General features: G+C 38.7%; 15 protein-coding genes and 1 pseudogene. 6 read left to right on the plus strand and 10 right to left on the minus strand.

Annotated features, from left to right (window positions below):
- A partial coding sequence (locus J582_RS19605) for a glutathione binding-like protein (RefSeq protein WP_032048437.1) occupies positions 1-488 on the plus strand: 488 nt, incomplete at its 5' end.
- 5 nt (positions 489-493) lie between these two features.
- On the opposite strand, the gene J582_RS19610 is transcribed toward J582_RS19605, so the two are convergent.
- The 6 genes from J582_RS19610 to J582_RS19635 all read right to left on the minus strand — a co-directional run bounded on the left by J582_RS19610 (position 494) and on the right by J582_RS19635 (position 10,658).
- Positions 494-1,738 (minus strand): NADH:flavin oxidoreductase/NADH oxidase family protein, encoded by a 1,245-nt coding sequence (locus J582_RS19610; RefSeq protein ID WP_032048438.1) that lies wholly within the window; start codon positions 1,736-1,738, stop codon positions 494-496.
- A 185-nt stretch (positions 1,739-1,923) separates the two neighbouring features.
- Positions 1,924-3,513 (minus strand): ABC transporter ATP-binding protein, encoded by a 1,590-nt coding sequence (locus tag J582_RS19615; protein WP_032048439.1) that lies wholly within the window; start codon positions 3,511-3,513, stop codon positions 1,924-1,926.
- Entirely contained in the window at positions 3,491-4,501 is a 1,011-nt protein-coding gene (locus J582_RS19620; protein ID WP_032048440.1) for an ABC transporter permease, read from the minus strand. The genes J582_RS19615 and J582_RS19620 overlap by 23 nt, the downstream gene beginning before the upstream one ends.
- On the minus strand, positions 4,501-5,553 hold the full coding sequence (gene yejB, locus J582_RS19625) for a microcin C ABC transporter permease YejB (RefSeq protein ID WP_032041422.1): 1,053 nt from the start codon (positions 5,551-5,553) through the stop codon (positions 4,501-4,503). Before yejB ends, J582_RS19620 begins: the two co-directional genes overlap by 1 nt.
- Positions 5,554-5,582: 29 nt before the next feature.
- Positions 5,583-7,418 (minus strand): extracellular solute-binding protein, encoded by a 1,836-nt coding sequence (locus J582_RS19630; protein WP_032048441.1) that lies wholly within the window; start codon positions 7,416-7,418, stop codon positions 5,583-5,585.
- Positions 7,419-7,433: 15 nt separating this feature from the next.
- Positions 7,434-10,658, minus strand: a complete 3,225-nt coding sequence (locus J582_RS19635; RefSeq protein WP_032048443.1) for a lytic transglycosylase — start codon at positions 10,656-10,658, stop codon at positions 7,434-7,436.
- 232 nt (positions 10,659-10,890) lie between these two features.
- Here J582_RS19635 and dnaQ point away from each other — a divergent pair, with 232 nt between their 5' ends.
- The 3 genes from dnaQ (at position 10,891) to nudC (ending at position 14,790) form a co-directional block, all read left to right on the plus strand.
- Complete coding sequence (dnaQ, locus tag J582_RS19640) at positions 10,891-12,270, plus strand: DNA polymerase III subunit epsilon (RefSeq protein ID WP_032048444.1); 1,380 nt, start codon at positions 10,891-10,893, stop codon at positions 12,268-12,270.
- Between the two features lie 133 nt (positions 12,271-12,403).
- Positions 12,404-14,047 carry a hypothetical protein gene (locus tag J582_RS19645; protein ID WP_032048445.1) on the plus strand — a complete coding sequence of 548 codons (1,644 nt, stop codon included), beginning with the start codon at positions 12,404-12,406 and terminating at the stop codon, positions 14,045-14,047.
- Positions 14,047-14,790, plus strand: coding sequence for an NAD(+) diphosphatase (gene nudC, locus J582_RS19650; protein WP_004709985.1), 744 nt, complete (start codon positions 14,047-14,049; stop codon positions 14,788-14,790). The genes J582_RS19645 and nudC overlap by 1 nt, the downstream gene beginning before the upstream one ends.
- 24 nt (positions 14,791-14,814) lie before the next feature.
- Here the strand turns inward: nudC and J582_RS19655 are convergent, their stop codons facing one another.
- From J582_RS19655 to J582_RS0105005, 3 genes and pseudogenes are all read right to left on the minus strand, one after another.
- A complete protein-coding gene (locus J582_RS19655; RefSeq protein WP_031997039.1) occupies positions 14,815-15,678 on the minus strand; it encodes an alpha/beta hydrolase in 864 nt (287 codons plus the stop codon).
- Between the two features lie 3 nt (positions 15,679-15,681).
- Positions 15,682-16,392 carry a BON domain-containing protein gene (locus tag J582_RS19660; RefSeq protein ID WP_004709989.1) on the minus strand — a complete coding sequence of 237 codons (711 nt, stop codon included), beginning with the start codon at positions 16,390-16,392 and terminating at the stop codon, positions 15,682-15,684.
- Positions 16,393-16,470: 78 nt separating this feature from the next.
- A pseudogene (locus tag J582_RS0105005) lies at positions 16,471-16,871 on the minus strand (YraN family protein).
- A 192-nt stretch (positions 16,872-17,063) separates the two neighbouring features.
- On the opposite strand from J582_RS0105005, the gene rsmI reads away from it, so the two are divergent.
- Positions 17,064-17,900: a 16S rRNA (cytidine(1402)-2'-O)-methyltransferase gene (gene rsmI, locus J582_RS19665; RefSeq protein ID WP_031997041.1), complete on the plus strand. Its 837-nt coding sequence runs from the start codon at positions 17,064-17,066 to the stop codon at positions 17,898-17,900.
- Between the two features lie 122 nt (positions 17,901-18,022).
- Here the strand turns inward: rsmI and J582_RS19670 are convergent, their stop codons facing one another.
- Complete coding sequence (locus J582_RS19670; protein ID WP_031997046.1) at positions 18,023-18,913, minus strand: LysR family transcriptional regulator ArgP; 891 nt, start codon at positions 18,911-18,913, stop codon at positions 18,023-18,025.
- Positions 18,914-19,020: 107 nt separating this feature from the next.
- On the opposite strand from J582_RS19670, the gene J582_RS19675 reads away from it, so the two are divergent.
- Positions 19,021-19,623 (plus strand): LysE/ArgO family amino acid transporter, encoded by a 603-nt coding sequence (locus tag J582_RS19675; protein WP_032048446.1) that lies wholly within the window; start codon positions 19,021-19,023, stop codon positions 19,621-19,623.
- Positions 19,624-19,647: the final 24 nt, after the last annotated feature.

Raw genomic sequence — 19,647 nt, forward strand, 5'->3', positions numbered from 1 at the left:
AAACCTCAGCAATTCTAGATTATTTCTCTCATTTACACCCACAACTGAGCCAGAACAATTTACTAAGCCAACAACTTCAAAACTTTTATTATTGGAAGAATTATTGTGAGGCGACATTCATTCCAGATCTGGTACTCAAGCAAATCTTTCACCAAATTGCAGAACGCACGCCTTTTCTGGTCCGTTTCGTTCCTAAGCTTTTAAAATATGGATTTGATCAAGGCTATCTCAATCAATCATTACAAAGACACATGAGCATGATTGATAAACATTTAGAACGTCACTTATGGTTTGCTGGAGATCAGTTTACTACTGCTGATATTTTGATGTGGTTTCCATTATTGGCTTGCTCACCAAATTACAGCCAGTTTAAACATATACAGCGTTATCTGACCCAGATAGAAAACAGACCTGGCTTTAAAAATGCTCTAATTAAAGGTCAATGGTCTGCTTCTACTTTTCAAACTTACTGGGCTATTGCTTGGTGATTTATTTATGCAGACTTACGTGAATTCACGCGCCCCTGAACAACGGCCTTAATATTGCCCTTCGCGTAATTTAAAAACACAATTAAAGGCGATAGTTTTGGATTTGGTTTTTTACCCTGCCCAATTGCTTTAAATTGTGCTGCGTACCAAATAATTTCCATAATCGCCATTTTATCGACAAAAGGTAAACCTGTTTTAATTGGTTTTACGGCATAGCGAACATCTTGACCTGCGATTAAACGGTCAGTTAAATCTGTTTCAACAGCAAGTGGACGAGCAATACCAATAAAGTCATATGCCCCACTTGCTAGAGCAGCATTCATGCCTTCTACAGTACGGAAGCCACCTGTCACCATAAGTTTACATTTTACATGCTGACGGATTTTTTCAGCGAAGTCTAAGAAGTATGCTTCCCGTGCAATGGTACTTGCTTTACGTTTATCGGCTTTAGCGCCAGCCATTGCAGGTGCTTCATAAGTACCACCTGAAATTTCAATTAAGTCAATCCCAGCTTCATCAACTGCTTTAAATACCGAAATTACATCTTCTTCGCTAATACCACCGCGCTGGAAGTCGGCAGAGTTGAGCTTAACTGAAATAATAAAATTCTCTGAGGTTGCTTGACGTACAGCCTTATAAACTTCTAGTAAAAAGCGAGTACGGTTTTCAACTGAGCCACCCCATTGGTCTGTACGCTTATTGGTTAATGGTGATAAAAACTGGCTAATTAAATAGCCATGTGCACCATGTAACTGTACCCCTTCAAAACCTGCCTTTTCACAAATACGAGCAGCGTTCGCAAAACGTTTAATAATATCCAAAATTTCTTCATGCGTAAGCGCACGTGGCGTACCAAACATAGTCGCTAAAGCTGGACTAAAAGGAACTGCCGAAGGTGCAACTGTTTCTTTATTTAAACCTTTAGGGCACTGACGGCCTGGGTGAGACAATTGAATAAGCTGTACCATTCCATATTGTTTACCGACTGCTGCCCATTCTTTTAAACGCTCTAGGTCACGCTCAGTTTCAATCACCACTACCCCGGGTTCGTTTTTGGCCTCTACATTGACCATAACATTCCCAGTAATCGCACAGCCCAAACCACCTTTGGCCCATGCACCGTACAGGCCTAAATGTAAGTCATTCGGCTGGCCTTCATAGTTTGCGAGTGCCTCACTCATTGCACCTTTAATAATTCGATTTTTAAATGTGGTATTTCGAATTGTGATTGGTTGTGCAATCTGGCTCATGGTTAACCTCTTTTAATATTTTAGAGCAATTACACTAATTTAGATGAGTTATAGGTCATGTCAAGGGGGTAATCGATAACTGACAATATCACATGTCAAATTTAAAAAATATAAAAAATTGCAACTTTTTGCATTAAAAACAAAAATATTATTTATTTTTATAAAACAATATCTTACAAAAATATTTAAAGGCTTGCTGTAATTAACTGCTTGGTATATTCAGTTTTAGGGTCATTAAATAACTGTTCAGTTAGCTGATATTCAACAACTTTTGCATGTCGTAATACCATCACTTTATGACACAGTGCTTTGACCACATTTAAATCATGACTAATAAAAATATAGCTTAGGTGCTCAGTTTGTTGTAAACGTCGCAATAATTGAATCATGGCCTTTTGCGTGGTTCGGTCTAAGGCAGACGTTGGCTCATCTAAAATTAAAAGTTTAGGTTGAACCACTAAAGCTCGTGCTAGAGCAACGCGTTGACGTTGTCCACCCGAAAGCTCGTGCGGATAGCGGTGTTGAAAGTCTTCAGCCAACTCAACTTTTACTAAAGCAGATTTAACTTGCTGTTTAATCTCGCTATCAGCTACAGCTTTCACTTTTAAGCCTTCAGCAATAATCTGCCCTACCGTCATACGCGGGTTTAAACTACCAAATGGGTCTTGGAAAACAATTTGTAAGTCTGACCTAATCTTACGCAAAGCTTTTTGTTCTAAGTGGTTTATGTCTTGCCCTAAAAAGATAATTTGCCCCTCACTTTTAATTAATCGAACCAGAGCCAAAGCCAATGAGGTTTTACCCGAACCACTCTCCCCCACAACGCCTAATGCTTCGCCTTGGGCAAGCTCAAAGCTTACATTTTCAATAGCAGTGGTATAACCCTGAATACGGTTAAAAAAACCACGTCGTATTGGATATTTAACATTGAGTTGTTGAACAGATAAAATGTTATGACTGATTGAAGGCTGCTCAGCAAAACCAAGATCATGATCTAATAATTGCTGGGTATAAGTTGAAGTTGGGTGTTCAAAAATCTGTTGAAGCTGACCTTGCTCTACAACTTGTCCTTCGTGTAATACAATCAGCTCATTGGCATAACGGCGTACCAAATTTAAATCATGGCTAATCAAAATTAGCGCCATGCCATATTTACTTTGCAAAGACCTCAGTAACTCTAAAATTTGCGTTTGTAAAATCACATCAAGCGCGGTAGTTGGTTCATCTGCAATTAAAATTTTAGGTTGAAGCGCTAGCGCAGCCGCAATCATTATCCGCTGTTTTTGTCCACCCGAAAGCTCATGCGAATAGCGTTTTAAAATATGCTTTGGATTAGTAATTCCTACGTCTTTTAATAATTGAATTACCTGCTGCTGAGCTTTTGCTTTTGTCCAACCTTGTAAAATGAAATGTTCACCGACAATTTTTTCAACACGATGCAATGGGTTTAAAGCCGTAGAAGGCTCCTGAAAAATCATGGCAATTTGGCGGCCACGTATGTGTGTTTTTGTCTTTTCATCTGTTTCTAAAATATTTTTTGAATTAATAATAATACGACCAGATGTTTTTAATTTTTCTGGTAATAATCCCATCATCGCCAAACAGCTTATTGTTTTACCTGATCCGCTCTCACCTACAATTGCAAGCGTATCTCCAGCTTGTAAGTGTAGATTGAGACCCTCCAATAAAGGCTGATCTTGTGTAGAGATTGAAAGGTTTTCTATATTTAGCAATGTAGCATCTACATTTAAGTTATTTTCTTGGGTCAAATGCATCGCGTGCCGCCTCCCCAATATAAATTAATAATGACAACACAAAAGCCAAGCTAAAAAAGCCCGATAAAGCCAACCACGGTGCATCTAAGTTATTTTTACCTTGCAACAACAACTCACCTAAAGAGGCAGCATCTGGCGGTAAACCATAGCCCAAGAAATCGAGTGCGGTTAAAGCAATAATATTAGTAGTCAAAATAAAAGGTAATTGCGACAGGCTAGAACTTATGGCATTTGGCAAAATGTGCTTAAAGATAATTGCTCTATCAATTACACCTAAAGCCTGAGCCGCACGCACATAGTCAAGTTGACGCGCTTTTAAAAATTCGGCACGGACAATTCCTACCAGTACAGTCCAGCTAAAGAACAGCATAATAAAAAATAGCCAATATACATTTGGGGTAAACATGCTGACCAAAATCATGACCATAAAGAGCATGGGTAAACCATTCCAGACTTCTACCAGTCGTTGCCCCAACAAATCAACCCAGCCACCATAGTAACCTTGTATAGCACCTACAAAAATACCAAGTAGTGCTGCACAAGCTGTTAAAGCCAAGCCGAAAAGTAATGAGACTCTAAGCCCATAGAGAATACGTGCAAGCACGTCTCGCCCTTGGTCATCTGTCCCTAACCAGTTCTGCTTAGAAGGTGGCGATGGCACAGGTACAGCCAAGTCTAAATTAGGAGTCTGGTAAGAAAATCTTATGAGGGGCCAAATTGCCCATCCATTATGATTGATAAGCTCTTGTACAGCGGGATCTTTATAATCTGCTTCTGTTTCAAACACGCCACCAAAAGTAGTTTCGGGATATGATTTAAATACAGGCAAATAATAAGCGTCCTCATATTTCACCAACAATGGTTTATCGTTAGCAATGAGCTCAGCAGCTAAGGACATCGCCAAAATGAGGCTAAACAAAACAAAGCTTGCCCAACCTAATTTATGTTGCCTAAACTTTTGCAGCCGTGACTGCACAATTAAAGACATTATTTGCCTCCTTGTGCGTCAAAGTGAATACGCGGATCAATCCATTGATACAGCACATCGCAAATAAGTCGTAAAAGTAGACTAAACAGCGTAAAGAAAAACAATACGCCGAAAATAACCGGATAGTCTCGTTGAACAATCGCTTCAAAGCCCAACAACCCCACACCATCTAGGTGAAAAATAATTTCAATAAAAAGGTTTCCGACAAAGAAAATACCAGCTAAAGCCTCCGGCAATCCGGCGAGTACCACTAAAATGGCATTGCGAAATACATGTTTATATAAAACTTGCTGGCTATTTAGACCTTTTGCGTAAGCTCCCAAAACATAAGGTTTATTAAGTTCTTCTAAAAATGAATACTTAGTTAAATAAGTTAGGCTCGCAAAACCACCTAAGACCATGGTAATAAGTGGCAAAGTCATATGCCATAAATAGTCCGTAATTTTTCCAAAAAAACTCAATTGATGAAAGTTATCTGATACCAGGCTTTGCAATGGAAACCAGTGAAAATATGACCCACCCGCAAAAAAAACAATAAGCAGTATGCCAAAGACAAAGCTGGGTACCGCATAACCCACCACGAGTAATAAAGAAGTGGAACGATCAAACCAAGAACCTTGTTGTTTCGCTTTTTTAATTCCAAGTGGAATTGAAATAAGATAAATCAGCAAAGTGCTCCATAGCCCAATCGAGATCGACACAGGCATTTTTTCCCAAAGCAACTCAACTACTGGTTTATCTTTAAAAAAGCTTTGTCCAAAGTCTAAAGTCAAATAGCCCTTTAACATCAGTAAAAAACGTTCTACTGGAGGATGGTCAAAACCGTATTGTGCTTTAATTTGCTCTACCATTTCGGGGCTTAATCCTTTAGCACCCTGATAGTACATTTCAGTACCTAATATCCGCCCTGCTCCTACGCCACTTTCTACCTCATGGATTGCTTGTTCTACAGGTCCACCCGGTGCAATTTGCACGACCACAAAGTTGATCAATAAAATAATGAACAACGTTGGAATCATTAAAAGAAGTCGCTTTAGAATATATGAACCCATATAACAGGATTTCCTTTAGGTACTTGCTTTTATTGTTGATGTAAATATTGGGCAACTTTTTTGGCTTGGTTTGGATTACTCCACCAATACTCTATACCAGCCGAGAGCACAGGTTTCACTTTAGGTTGCTGATACATATTCCAATACGCATACCAATAATCCCCTTTCCCATAAGTCGGGATCTGGTAATATCCTGCGCGAAGCAATCGGTCAAGAACATGAGTATAAGTGATTTGCTGATTACGGTCTTTGGCAGTCACCAGTTTTGAAATGACTTCATCAATAACCAGATTACGAATACCAGCGTAGTTATAGTTGCCATCTTGAATTGCTGCGGCACTTCCCCAGAACTGAGCCTGTTCATTGCCCGGATTTAAAGATTGCGGCAAATTCATCGTAGTCATGTCAAAGTCATAACGGCGTGTACGCTCTAAATATTGCGGCGCATCAACCTGCCGTAAATTAATATTAATTCCTAATTTTTTTAAATTTCTTACAAATGGCATCAGTGTTCTTTGTTTGCCATCTTGCTGAATGAGGAACTCAATTTTTACAGGCTGGCCTTCAGGAGTATATAACTGTCCTTCTTTAATTTTATAGCCTGCTTGAATGAGTAATTGTCTTGCGATTAATAAGTTTTGACGGTTAAAACCACTGGCATCCGAGACAGGATATTTCCAGTCTGTCAAAACAGCTTTTTGCATGACTGGAGAAAGCTTTGGCAAAAGAGGCTTTAATATGGCCAGCTCATTGTTTGAAGGTCGACCTGTCGCTGCCAAATCACTATTTTCAAAATAACTTTGTAGTCTTTGATATTGTCCGTAAAACAAAGCTTTATTTTGCCATTCAAAATCATAGGCATAAGTCAAAGCTTGTCTAAAGCGGATGTCATTGAAAGGGTTGCGCCTTGTGTTAAAAATATAACTCTCGGTTGCAATGGGGTTATGATGTCTAAATTTATATTGCGTTACCAAGCCTGCTTTTACAGCCGGAAAATGATAGTCAGTGACCCATTTTTTTGGATTAGTTTCTTCATGCAAGGTATATTGCCCAGATTTAAAACCTTCGAATGCAATGTCCCAATTTCGGTAATAAACATACTTTAAATGATCGAAGTTATAGCGCCCTTTATTAATAGGTAGGTCTTTTGCCCAATAATTCGGATTACGTTTATAACTAATACTTCGACCTGCATCAATTTTCTCAACCACGTAAGGCCCTGAACCTATAATCGGTTGCAAAGTAATACGAGTAAAGTCACGGTTCTGCCAGTCTGCTTTTGAGTAAATCGGTAAACTCGCCACAACAAATGGCATTTTTGGATTATGGCTAGACTTAAAAGTGAATTTAACTTGATGAGGATTTATAACTTCTGTTTTTCCCAAGTCTGCAAGATACATTTGCAGGCCAAAATTAGATTTGGTTTGATAGGTATCAAAGCTAAATTTTACATCCGTTGCTGTTAAAGGTTGTCCATTACTAAAGCGTGCTTTTGGATTTAAATAGAAGGTAATCGATTGCGTTCTTTCTGGATCATAGGAAACTCTCTCGGCTAAAAGTGGGTATAAAACTCCAACTTCATCGAGTGACTGAGTCATTAAAGTATCAAAAAGATAATTTACTCCTTCTGTCGCGTTCCCCTTACCGTTCATGCTGTTTAAATTATCAAAAGTCCCTTGCGCAGCCCGACTCAATACTCCACCTTTTGGTGCATTCGGATTGGCATAAGGCATTGCAGCCATTGTTAAATATTTAGGCTTAGAGTGAATTGCGATATAAGGCGTGATTTGCTGTGCAGAGAATACAACTTGTGAAAAGACACTGAGCCCGACTAGCAGGCTCAGTTGAGGATATAACTTTTGCATAAAGTTCTAAGTATTCTATAAATTAGGCACTTTAATAATATCGCCAATACGTAATTGAGTCGACGGTGTTAAGTTATTGAGTTCCGCCAGTAAAGTAGTTTCTAGACCATATTTACTTGCAAGACCAATTAAAGTATCACCACGTTTAACTTTGTATTCCACTACAGTTTTTGGAATTACAATATTTTGTCCGCGCTGTAAGTTTGCATTTGCTTTTAATGCATTCATTTCAGCAAGTTCACGAACTGAAATACCTGCACGGCTTGCAATCGTATGTAACGACTCGCCAGCTTTAACCGTATACTTTTCAGTATTTTTTCCTGGTGCAACAGGTTTAGCTGCTGATTTCGCCGTATCAACTTTTGCTGTTTCTACTGGTGGCACATCACCTGTTAATTTTAAACGTTGACCAACACGAACATTACTGTTACGAGATAAACCATTCAATGAGGCAAGGTAATCTAACTGCAAATGATAGCGGTTGGCGATATTCCCTAAGCTATCACCAGATTTGACCGTATAAGTCTCTGGCGTTTCTTCTTTGACATTTTTAGTCGTAGCTTTGCTCGGCGTTTCAACCTCACCTGTCAATTTTAAACGCTGACCAGCACGAACACCTGCTGTACGCGACAAACCATTTAAATCAGCCAAATAACTGGTTTGTAAGTTATATTTAGCTGCAATCGCATGCAAGCTATCGCCAGATTGAACAACATAGTGATCTGGAACACTTACACCAGCAGGTACTTTTAAGTTTTGACCAAGCTGTACATGGCTATTGGCTTTTAAGTTATTCAGTTCAGCAAGTTCAGCTAGGCTAATTTTAGACTTGGTCGCGATACTTGATAATGTATCACCACGCTGCACTTTATAGCTTTCAGTCTTATACGACGGTCCTGCTGCAAGTTTTTCATATTTACCAGAAGCTTTGTTATCATCAACTTCATCGACAGTAACTTCTTTTGCAGGTACATTGATTTTCTGACCAACCATTAAGTTACTACCAGCCGACAATCCTGGCGTTAGCTCTGCTAATTCTTGGTTAGATAATGCGTAACGATCTGCAATTAACTTCAAATATTCGCCGCGTTTAACTGTATAGCTTTTTGTTGCAATACGACGTGTACTTGCCTGAACTGCTTTAGGTTGTTCTGCTTTAGCAGAAGTACGGTTGCCTTTAGGCTCTTTTAAATGCAGCTTTTGGCCAACAAATAGACCATCGTTTACCGATAAATCGTTGTATTCAGCAAGCTGTTTCACAGACAAATTAAATTGATTTGCCACGCCTGTTAAACTGTCATTTGCTTGAACAACATATACATCAGGTTTAGCTGATGCTTTTGCAGTAGATTCAACCTCTTGCGGTTTAGCATCATACAAATACAGGCTAGTTCCTACAAATAAAGTTTTTTCTGGATCAATCTGGTTCCACTTAGCAACATCACGCCAGTTCACACCATTTTTCATTGCAATAATTGCTAATGTATCACCCGGTTGTACAGTATAGGTACTACGCTTACCTTTAGGCTGTACAACGACAACATCAGTATCCGTTTTAATGTAAGGCTTATCTTTATTACGCTGACCATCTTCAGAGTTCGCAACACTTGCATCTTCAGCTAAAGTTTTCGGGTAAGCAAAGCCTTTACTTAACTCTTTACCTTGCTGTTCAGCAACTGACAAACTCGTTTGAATCGCAGTTAGCTTAATTTTACCGTCATAAGGATCAACAATTTCGGTACCTTGCGGTGCAATTGCTTTTAGCTCGGCAACCACTTGGTCTTTTTCAGCTTGTGTAGCTTGCGGCTGTAAAGCTTGCTCAACTGTTTCCTTCTCACCTTCAGCACGAACTGCCGCTAAAATTTTCTCACGCTCAACTGCTGAAATTGGTGGTTCTGTTCTTACAGGTTTTACATTGGTCGCAGGTGTGACTGCAACTGGAATACGCGGTGCACTAGGTACATCAGCTGAGGCAGCAAAAGCCGCTAAAGCATCAGATCCACGAGGTGTAGAAGTTTTTACCGTTACAGAGCTACTGGTTGTTTTGCTAGGTGTAGTTGGTCTTACAGGCTGAACCTGTGTCGCCGGTGTAGTTTTAACAGTAACTGAAGTTGAGGTGGTTGTAGTTGGTTTAGATGGAGATGTGACATTTGCCCACCAACCTGAACTGCTACCACCAGCTTTCATGGCTTTTAATTTGTTATCAACTGACGGGCTTACATCAGCTGGAATTAAAATACGCATTGGGCTTGCAGGGTCTACTGTTTCACCACGATAGCCTGGGTTTAATGCATATAGCTCAGCACGGCTAAGACCAGTTACTGATGCAATTTCATTTAAAGACAATGGTGCAGATAACGTGACTTCACGGAAATGGGGTCTGTTTGCAATCGGCGGTAATGAAACCCCATAAGCACGCGGATTTTTAATAATTTGAGCAACTGCCAAGAAACGTGGAACATAGTTCATGGTTTCTTGTGGAAGTTTTAATGACCAGTAGTCCGTTGGTAGACCAGCAGCCTGATTTCGGTTAATCGCTTGTTGAATACGTCCTGGACCAGCGTTATAAGCTGCTAAAGCCAACTCCCATGAACCAAACTGGTTATATAAGCTTCCTAAAAACTCATACGCAGCACGTGTAGATTCAACAACATCACGACGACCATCGTACATACCCGTTTGTTGTAAACCATAAATACGACCAGTACTTGGAATAAACTGCCATAAGCCCGCTGCTGCCGCACTACTTGTTGCAGCAGGGTCATATGAACTTTCAATCACTGGTAATAATGCAAGTTCGGTTGGAAGACCACGGCGTTCTGCTTCTTTCACAGTATGATATAAATAACGACTTGCGCGAGCACTTAAACGGTCAAGGTAGGGCTGACGTGAGATAAACCAACTACGCTGCGCTTCAATGCGTGGATCCCAATGATTGAGGTCCATTTTGAAGCCTACAGCCATACGCTTCCAGACATCACCGTGTTTTAAAATAAGTAAACGGTCACCTTCTACAGCACGCATATCCGTTGCTGAAAGTAAATCTTCTAACGAGTCCAGACTGCTTGCATCAAGATAGCCTGCTCCACTGACCTGTTTTGTTTTCGAGGTTTTTGCAGATTGCGGAGTCGAAGAACAGCCTGTTGTAATACCCAACGCAGCTAAAGCAGAGCTAAGTACTGTAATTTTGAATAATGATGCTGCAGATGGCTGCCACACAAATGTGGTTGGTTTATACATAAAAACTTCCAAACAACTCGCGTAATATTTCTTGGGGTCTGCCCACAAACCCTAGGTCTTCGATGCCATTGTAGTAAAGCATGCAAGATAGACAAGGCAATAATTTAATGTCATTTGCATGGAAATGTTACAAGAAATTAAAAAAAGCTTGCTTTGTAACGATGGAACCGAACTTTTTGCGTATACAATACACCATATTCAGTTCTTTTTCTTTCAGTTTAGGTTTCGATTTATGTCTCAAACAATCACACTGTATGTTGATGGTGCATGTCGTGGCAATCCCGGTTTAGGTGGTTGGGGTGCATATGTCATTACCGAACAGGGTGAACATAAATTATTTGGCGGCGAACCCGACACAACCAATAACCGTATGGAACTTACTGCGGCTATTGAAGGAATTTCTTTTTGCCCTCCTGATGCACAATTAATTGTCTGGACAGACTCAAATTATGTAAAGCAAGGCATTACAGAATGGATTCATGGCTGGAAAAAGAAAAATTGGAAAGATGTTAAAAATCCTGACCTATGGCAAAAACTTGATGCTGTTTGCGCAGGTAGAAATATTGAGTGGAACTGGATTAAAGGCCATGCAGGACATCCTGGCAATGAAATGGCAGACCAACTTGCAAATTTAGGTGCAGATAAAACAGCTCAAGAACTCAAGCAACCACAGTCTGTCGCTGCACCGCAAGATATAAAAAAGCCTGAACAGGACTGGTTGCTAGATGACCCTTTCGGGTTTGATCTGGTTGAAACAAGCGAAGATGAAGATGTGGCTCTTGAACCATTACAAGAAGTTGAGATGAATACTTTAGACGAAGAAGTAAATGAGATTGAAGCTGTAGAGCAAGAAACAAAGCAACAAAGTAGCAATATTCATCCTCAAATTGTTGTTACCGAAGCAAAGCTTAAATTACAAGGCCCTCGTCAGCTCATTCTCGATACTGAAACGACTGGTTTTTATTTCCAAGATGGCGACCGTATTATTGAAGTCGGCGCCATCGAAATGATTAACCGTAAGCTTACAGGCAGTTCGATTCATATTTATATTAACCCTGAAAAACCAGTAGGTGAGTCAGAAAACATTCACGGTATCAGTGATGATTTCTTAAAAGATAAACCTGTCTATGCGGACATTGCAGATACTTTATTTGAGTATCTAAAGGGTGCAGAAATTATCGCTCATAACGCAACCTTCGATATGAACTTCCTAGATATGGAGTTTAGACGTGTTGGGTTACCTGCTCTTTCAGAAGTTTGTGAAGTTACCGATACTTTAGCTTTAGCCAAAAATAAGCATCCTGGACAGAAAAACTCACTTGATGCCTTAGTTAGACGTTATGAAATTCCAGCGCGTGACCGTACCTTCCATGGTGCGTTACTCGATGCTGAAATTCTTTCTGATGTTTACTTGGCAATGACTGGTGGTCAAGTTTCCTTTGATATGGATGCGCTCTCTCAAAGTGAAAGTGATCAACAAAAAACAACCAAAGCTAGAATTCAAATTGATTTACCCGTTATTTACCCTTCAGATGAAGAGTTGAATATACATGAGACTTGGGTCAAAGAATTTGAGAAAAAACATGGAGAACCTTGCCTTTTTGCAAAATAAATTTTTGATTCTCTAATGTTTTTTTAGTTTCCCCTTTTGCAAGTTAAGTTATATTAGTCGTATAGATTTTTAGCTCAAAATATTGAGCCATGACGAATATAACAATTGATTTTTTTTGCAAAGGGGAATTTTTATGTCTGAGCATAATTCGATTCAATTTGATCCAACAGCGTTACTTATTATCAAGAATGAAATTGATAACTCAATAAAACTGGTGGAAGGTGCTGTAAGTACATTAATTGAAGAGCAGGCTCTCCCTTTTGGTATTGATGATGCATTAGAACAATTTAAACAATGCACTCAAGTATTACGCCTCATTGATATCCCCTATTTAGCAAAAATCACTCAATATTCAACCGAGTTGATGCAAAAAATTATGGCGAATCCAGAGCGTATCAATACAGATGACGTTGTTGCTCTAAGTGAAGGCACGACTATGGTGAAACGCTATATTGAGTTTATTTGTTTACGTGAAGTTGAAGTCCCTCAGTTTCTTTTGGACACTCTAAACAATTTAGAAAAAGCCTTAAACAAGCCATTAACTTCATCTGGCCAGCAGATTGCTTCAAACCTTACAACAACTTCACTTGAGTTACCGTTACCCGAAGTGTTCATTAATGAAAAAACTCAATTTATCCATCAGCTTTATAAATTATCTTTGCATCAGTTTTTAAATAAAACTGAAAGTGCTCGAGACTTTCAGGCATTCAAACTTGTTGGTAGCTATTTAATCAGTATGGCTCATGGTCAACCAAGCCAACAATATTGGCAATTAGTGAACTCCGCCTTTAATCATATTGATGAACTTGTTTTAAATGATGCTCGCTTACGTGTATTGATTAATCTTGAAAATGCTATAGGCCTATTTTTAGCATCGCCAGAAAGCTTTGAAGCAAAATTAACTGCTCTGGCAGATATTATTAGTATTGTAATTGGACAAGAAGATCAACTCGCAAAGCAAATTCGTGGGCAGCTAAACATTGGTCATGAGTTTCTCACCGACACTCAACTTAAAGCACTGAGCCAACATTTGTATGGTCCAGACTTTGATACCATGCAAACGGTCAGTCAATTAATCTTAAGCGAAATGAATAAAGTTCGTAATGATATTGAATATAACTACCAAAACATGTCGCCAGAAAAGGCTCAGCAACTTCAAAGCAGCCTTATGCAGCTTGCTCATACTTTTAAATTACTTAACTTAAATGAAGCTGCTTCAGAGCTTTCCCAACAAGCCAGCAGTTTAAGTCAAATCAATATATTGAGTAATGAAAACTATGCTCAGCAGCTCATGAAGAGCATTTTATCTGCTATGAACGCTATTGGTATTTTAGTACGCAATTATTCATCGAACCGTCTACAAATTCGTGTGAACAACACTAATATTTCTTTAGATCGTTTAGATGAAGCACATGAAATGTTATTAAATGAGACAAAAAATTTAATCGATTTTGTATGCCAAAGTTTGACTTTATATGCCAATGATCAAACTCAAAATATTGAAGCGATTGCAGGCTCATTAAAAGAATTGGCTGGCGCGGCTGAATTTTTAAGAAGTACGGTTCAACAAAATGCTTTGCTTGAAACTGCCAAGTTTGTACAGCAGCAAATCGAACAGAACCAACCTTTTAGTCATGACCAGATTCACTGTATTTTTAACGTATTAGCTGGACTAGATATGTTAGTTGACAATTTAAAAAATAAACAGCCTGTTCTACAATCCATGTTTGATGTAGCATTGCTAAGTAGTCAACAACTTCAAAAAAAGGCAGCTTAATGTCTGAATTATCACTTGCTTATATTTTTCATCACCAACAATTATTGGTTGACCAAAACTTTCAATTACCCAAAGTCGAAAAGTTAGCAAGTGATCTGCTTTTCACTCATGACGAACAGGTCATTGCACGTGACTTGCTGAGTGAAGAAGCTATACCGGAAGGTCTGCAACTCGTTCCAATTCGTCAACTTATTTCCAACTGGTCAAAAGAGCAATTTTTACAGGCAAGTCGTGCTGTACAGTTGCTCGAATGGCGACGTAATCACAAATTTTGTAGCCACTGTGGACACGCTACCGAAGTCCACTCAACCGAATATGCAATGGTATGCCCTGCTTGCGGTTATCATCAGTACCCTCGCGTAAACCCATGTATCATTACTATCATTACTAAAGGTGATGATGAAATCTTATTAGCAAAATCAATTCACAATAAAACCAACATGTATGGTTTGATTGCAGGTTTTGTCGAAGTTGGCGAAACTCTTGAAGAAGCTGTTCAACGCGAAGCTTTAGAAGAAGTGGGGCTTAAACTCAAGAATATTCAATATATGTCAAGTCAACCTTGGCCGTTTCCAAGTAATCTTATGATTGCGTTTAGAGCTGAATATGAGTCAGGTGAAATTTCTTTGCAGGAAGATGAAATTGCCGATGCGCAGTTCTTTAAATTTGATCAGCTTCCTGAAATTCCATTTAAAGGCAGTATTGCACACGCAATGATTACGCAGATTACTCAAGCAAAGTAATCTGCGCGCTCTCAAACAGATGTTTTAGAATACTTCCTCAAGAAAGTGCAAAATGGTTCGTTTTGTTCTGAAGTAATGACTTACAAAACTCGATAGACTGGCCAAAATCGTTATATGGCCAGTTTTAGGGATAATAGCAATATGGCTATGATTTCCCTTCTCTCTAAGGGCTTGATCCATATCCAAAGTATTATGTTGCTTTACGAGCTGATCATTTTCAGCCATGAGTAGATAATGCTTAATATTATTTTGATTTACAAAATAATAAGGCATCACCTCTTTATAAGAAACACTTTGATCAAAAGCATCTTCAGCAAGCGGATCACCCTTATAATCAAAATGATACGGACCAGCTAATCCGACTATTGCCTTAATTTTCCCTAAACATTCAATCTTAGTTGAGTCAGGGTGATAAACAGCCGACATTACATTAAATGCACCTGCCGAATGTCCCATAAGCACAATATTCTCAGTCGAGATTTCATGTTTTTCCTGATTTTGATGTAAATAATTTAACGCTTGCGTTAAGTCATCTACATAACTTGGAAAAATATTTTTTGGCGCAAGTTGATAGTTAATGACAGCAACGTCATAACCTTCTTTCGTAAACGCTTCACCCACAAATAAATAGTCTCGTTTATTACCATGTTGCCAAGCACCACCGTGTACAAAAACAATGAGTGGTCGATGAGCTAAGCGTTTAGTAGAACGATAAATATCTAGACGATGGCGAGGCTTTAAGCCATAACGCACATTTAAAACCTGCTCAAAACCATCTTTTGGTGTAAAACAGTTTAAAGCAAAGCTCCCCAAATCATACAGGCGGAACTCCTTATAAAGAGTTCTCGCCTGCTCAATTTTGCTTTGTAATTGTTCAATCAGGTTCATATTTTATTGTGCAGTAGATGATGCTGGATCTGTTTGGTCCGGATCAATTGCAACAGGAGTTTGAACTGTTGGTTGAGCAAGAACATTATTAATTACTGGCGTAGTTGTTGTGTTGCCAGTCGATGCTGCCGGAGCAGGCGCTAAATCAATGTTATCAATAAGCGTTACAATCTTAGTCACGTTACCGACATTTTGCAGCACATTGTTTAAGTCATTAATTTCAGCTGTGTTTAAACGACCCATTACATATAAAACACCATCTTCGGTATGGACCAGTACTTTACTGTCCGATACAACTGGCGCTTTCATTAATAAAGCACGTGTATTTGCGGTTACCCCAGCATCTTGCATGATCGTGTTATAGCTTACTTTGTTACCCACTGTAATATAGTTATGTACAGCTTTCACATCACTCATGGCTTTAACGTTATCTTCTGCCAACTGTTTCAAGTATGGGTCTGGCACCTGACCAGTTAACAATACTGTGCTATGGAAGCTTTCGATGTTAATACGAGATTGTTTAAAACGCTGATCAAGCTTATAGAGGTTAATATTCGCTGTACGCTTAATTGAAGAATCAATAAATACTTGGCCTAAGCTACGTACACCACTATCTGTTCCAACTGGAGCTGTACCTGTTCCACCAGAAATAAAACTTGCGCAACCTGACAAACTTGCGACACAAAGCGCTGTTACAGCAATACGTTTCAACACTCCACCAGACTCCTATCAATCTCTTCTTGGCTTGATCATAAACATCGGTTTTAATTTGCTCAAAAGAGTAATGAACTCTTAATCCAAAGTAAATACATTTTCGATCCATTGCAGATCATAATGGAATTTCGAAAAGTCTTGCTGTACTGTTTTTGCAATTTTCTGTGGAAAATCAAAACAAATCACATCAAAACGACAATAAAAATCCTGATAAGATGGGTAGCGCTGTAAAAACCTCATCGCCGTCTTAATTATTTTTTCTGTTTACTTAAAGTCACCATTTCACAAGCTTGACCATAATTTCCCTGCCCTCGCGCTTTTACCTCAACAAAAATCAATTCGTTACCGCGTTTTACAATCAGATCGACCTCTCCACGGCGTGAATGATAATTACTAGCGACCCATTCATAATTTTGTTCTTTTAAAAGTTTTAGTGCTGTTTGTTCAGCCCATTGGCCCAACTGCTGTGCAACTAACATGATTTTTTTGTTTCCCCTTTTTTAAATGTAAATGCTCTTAATACCGATTCTGCGTTTTTATATTTTGAATTGAGTAAATCAAAAGCAAATGTTTTGAAAAATAAAAAGCCTACTGACATTGTTCACGCCAAAAACAGAATTTCGGGTACACTAACCGATTAAAATTGTTTATCTGTACGGAGTAAAAACCAAATGAGTGCTCAGTTATTTGTTGTAGCCACCCCAATCGGGCACTTAGATGATATGACTTTCCGTGCAATTGATATCTTAAAATCAGTTTCTGTTGTTGCTGCCGAAGATACACGCCAGTCCGCTCAATTATTCAAACACTATAATATATCTACCCCACTTACCGCATGCCACGACCATAACGAAAGCAACAAAATTGAGCAGTTAGTTCAAAAGCTACTTGCTGGTGAAAATATTGCTTTGATTAGTGATGCAGGCACACCACTTATTAGTGACCCAGGTTTCAAACTGGTTCGTGCTGCTCAAGAAAATGGCATTAGAGTTGTGCCTGTACCGGGTGCATGTGCTGCAATTGCTGCGTTAAGTGCTGTGGGCTTGCCAAGTGACCGTTTTAGTTTTGAAGGCTTTTTGCCATCAAAAGCTTCTCAACGTATTTCGCAACTCGAAAAGCTTAAAAATGAAACTCAGACCTTAATTTTCTATGAAGCACCACACCGTATTTTAGAATGCGTAAAAAATATGGCTGAAGTATTTGGTGAAAATCGTCCTGTCGGTTTCGCACGTGAAATTACCAAAACTTTTGAAACGATCAAAAAAATGACTTTAAAAGATCTGGTTAATTTTATTGAAAATGACCATAACCAAGAAAAAGGTGAAATTGTTCTTGTAGTTGGCGGTGCCCCAGAAAAAACAGATCTGGAACAAGAAAAACTAGATGAACTTTTAATACGCCTACTTCAAGATTTATCAGTAAAAGCAGCATCTCAACTTGCTGCTGATTTAACGGGTATTAAGAAAAAAATCGCTTATCAACGTGCGCTTGAGTTAACGCAATCTTAATTTTTTAACTAAGTGCGGTGATGACTAATAATCTATGTCATCACCGTGCATGAATTTTGCAAAATAATATTAGAGATAAAATTCAACACGTTTCAAACTTTTATCATCGTAAGCTCTTAACCTTATCTCAATATCTCTTTTGCTGACTGAACAATTGTTTCGGTCAGTACATCAAGTTGTTTCGACTGTCTTTTCCAGTGATGCCAATATAAAGGAATATCAAGTTGAGCCTCGGGCATAATATCAATAAGAGTCCCATTTTCGAGCAAGGGTTGAACCTGAAGCTCAGGCACCATTCCATAGCCTAAACCTAGTTGAATTGCTTTAACGAAAGCATCTGTTGCCGGAATAAAACTATAAGGATAACTCTGCATCGGTAAACCGTAACCTTTTAATAAAACTTCCGAATGCATTAAATCTTTATGGTTAAAAATAACTGCCGGCGTTTTTCTTAAAACTTCTCGGTTAACTCCACCACGAAACCACCGATTTACAAAGTCAGCCGAGGCGAGCATTTTATAGCGCATTTTACCAAGAGGCTGAGCTAAGCAACCCGCCATCACCTGCTCTTCTGCTGTAATACATGCATTGACCTGCCCTGTTTCTAACAAGGTATGCGTATGAGATTGATCATCAATTTTTAGTTCTAATACTATTTTTTCTTTGAACAATGTTTGCTGAATAGTGGGTAAAAGCCAAGTTGCTAATGAATCTGCATTTGAAGCCAACGCAATTTTATAAAATTCCGATTCGGATGATTTCCCCATTAAACCTTGTAATAAATTTTGCTCCATTAGCCTTGTATGACGCAAATGTTGCAGTAAGGTTTGCCCTGCTTGTGTAAGCACACATGGACGGCCACGTATTATTAAAATCTGCCCTAAATATTTTTCTAGTGCTTGTACACGTAGTGATACAGCAGACGGAGTGATACATAAATGCTCTCCTGCTGCATCAAAACTCCCGACTTCTGCAACCGCAAGAAAAGCTTCACACTGCTTACTATCTAACATATAAAACCTAAATTATTTTTAGCCAAACCTAAATATTCTTAATTTTACTTATTTCTTTATAAAAAGACAGATAATTCCCGCATCTGATTTTTTTCTACTTAATGGTTATGCTTTCTCTGAGTGTATTTTTTAAAAGTTTAGGTATTGGTAGCGGCCTAATTGTAGCGATTGGTGCTCAAAATGCTTTTGTTCTAAAACAAGGGCTCAAACAGCAATATGTATTTTGGTTATGTTTAATCTGCGCACTGTCCGATTCGATTTTAATTGCTTGCGGTGTATTAGGTTTTGCCGAAATTATGACAGCATCACCTATCTTAATTACAGTCGCGAAATATTTAGGAGCAACGTTTTTATTTGTCTATGGTGCAAAAGCATTTTATGCTGCGTTTAAAACGAATCAAGGCATGGAACTTGATAGCAGCCAAAAGCAGACTTTAACCCAAGCACTTGTGACTTGTCTGGCATTTACTTGGCTCAATCCACATGTTTATTTAGATACTATTGTGCTGATTGGTTCGGTTGCAACACAGCTAGAGGATAAAATTAGTTTTGCTTTAGGCAGCATACTTGCTTCTTGGATTTTCTTTTTCAGTTTGGGTTATGGTGCAAGATTCCTAAAACCTTTATTTATCAATCCCAAAGCTTGGAAAATTTTAGATTTTATTATTGGTTGCGTTATGTGGAGTATTGCAATATCAATTCTCATCTAATCCATTCAAAAACAAAAAAGTACC

The sequence above is a fragment of the Acinetobacter sp. 1566109 genome (genome assembly GCF_000582255.1).
GTDB lineage: Bacteria > Pseudomonadota > Gammaproteobacteria > Pseudomonadales > Moraxellaceae > Acinetobacter > Acinetobacter nosocomialis.

Bases quoted from the DNA above. Each gene is read 5' to 3' on its own strand.
- J582_RS19610 (WP_032048438.1), bottom strand. From the start codon at position 1,738: ATGAGCCAGATTGCACAACCAATCACAATTCGAAATACCACATTTAAA.
- J582_RS19615 (WP_032048439.1), bottom strand. From the start codon at position 3,513: ATGCATTTGACCCAAGAAAATAACTTAAATGTAGATGCTACATTGCTA.
- J582_RS19620 (WP_032048440.1), bottom strand. From the start codon at position 4,501: ATGTCTTTAATTGTGCAGTCACGGCTGCAAAAGTTTAGGCAACATAAA.
- yejB (WP_032041422.1), bottom strand. From the start codon at position 5,553: ATGGGTTCATATATTCTAAAGCGACTTCTTTTAATGATTCCAACGTTG.
- J582_RS19630 (WP_032048441.1), bottom strand. From the start codon at position 7,418: ATGCAAAAGTTATATCCTCAACTGAGCCTGCTAGTCGGGCTCAGTGTC.
- J582_RS19635 (WP_032048443.1), bottom strand. From the start codon at position 10,658: ATGTATAAACCAACCACATTTGTGTGGCAGCCATCTGCAGCATCATTA.
- dnaQ (WP_032048444.1), top strand. From the start codon at position 10,891: ATGTCTCAAACAATCACACTGTATGTTGATGGTGCATGTCGTGGCAAT.
- J582_RS19645 (WP_032048445.1), top strand. From the start codon at position 12,404: ATGTCTGAGCATAATTCGATTCAATTTGATCCAACAGCGTTACTTATT.
- nudC (WP_004709985.1), top strand. From the start codon at position 14,047: ATGTCTGAATTATCACTTGCTTATATTTTTCATCACCAACAATTATTG.
- J582_RS19655 (WP_031997039.1), bottom strand. From the start codon at position 15,678: ATGAACCTGATTGAACAATTACAAAGCAAAATTGAGCAGGCGAGAACT.
- rsmI (WP_031997041.1), top strand. From the start codon at position 17,064: ATGAGTGCTCAGTTATTTGTTGTAGCCACCCCAATCGGGCACTTAGAT.
- J582_RS19670 (WP_031997046.1), bottom strand. From the start codon at position 18,913: ATGTTAGATAGTAAGCAGTGTGAAGCTTTTCTTGCGGTTGCAGAAGTC.
- J582_RS19675 (WP_032048446.1), top strand. From the start codon at position 19,021: ATGCTTTCTCTGAGTGTATTTTTTAAAAGTTTAGGTATTGGTAGCGGC.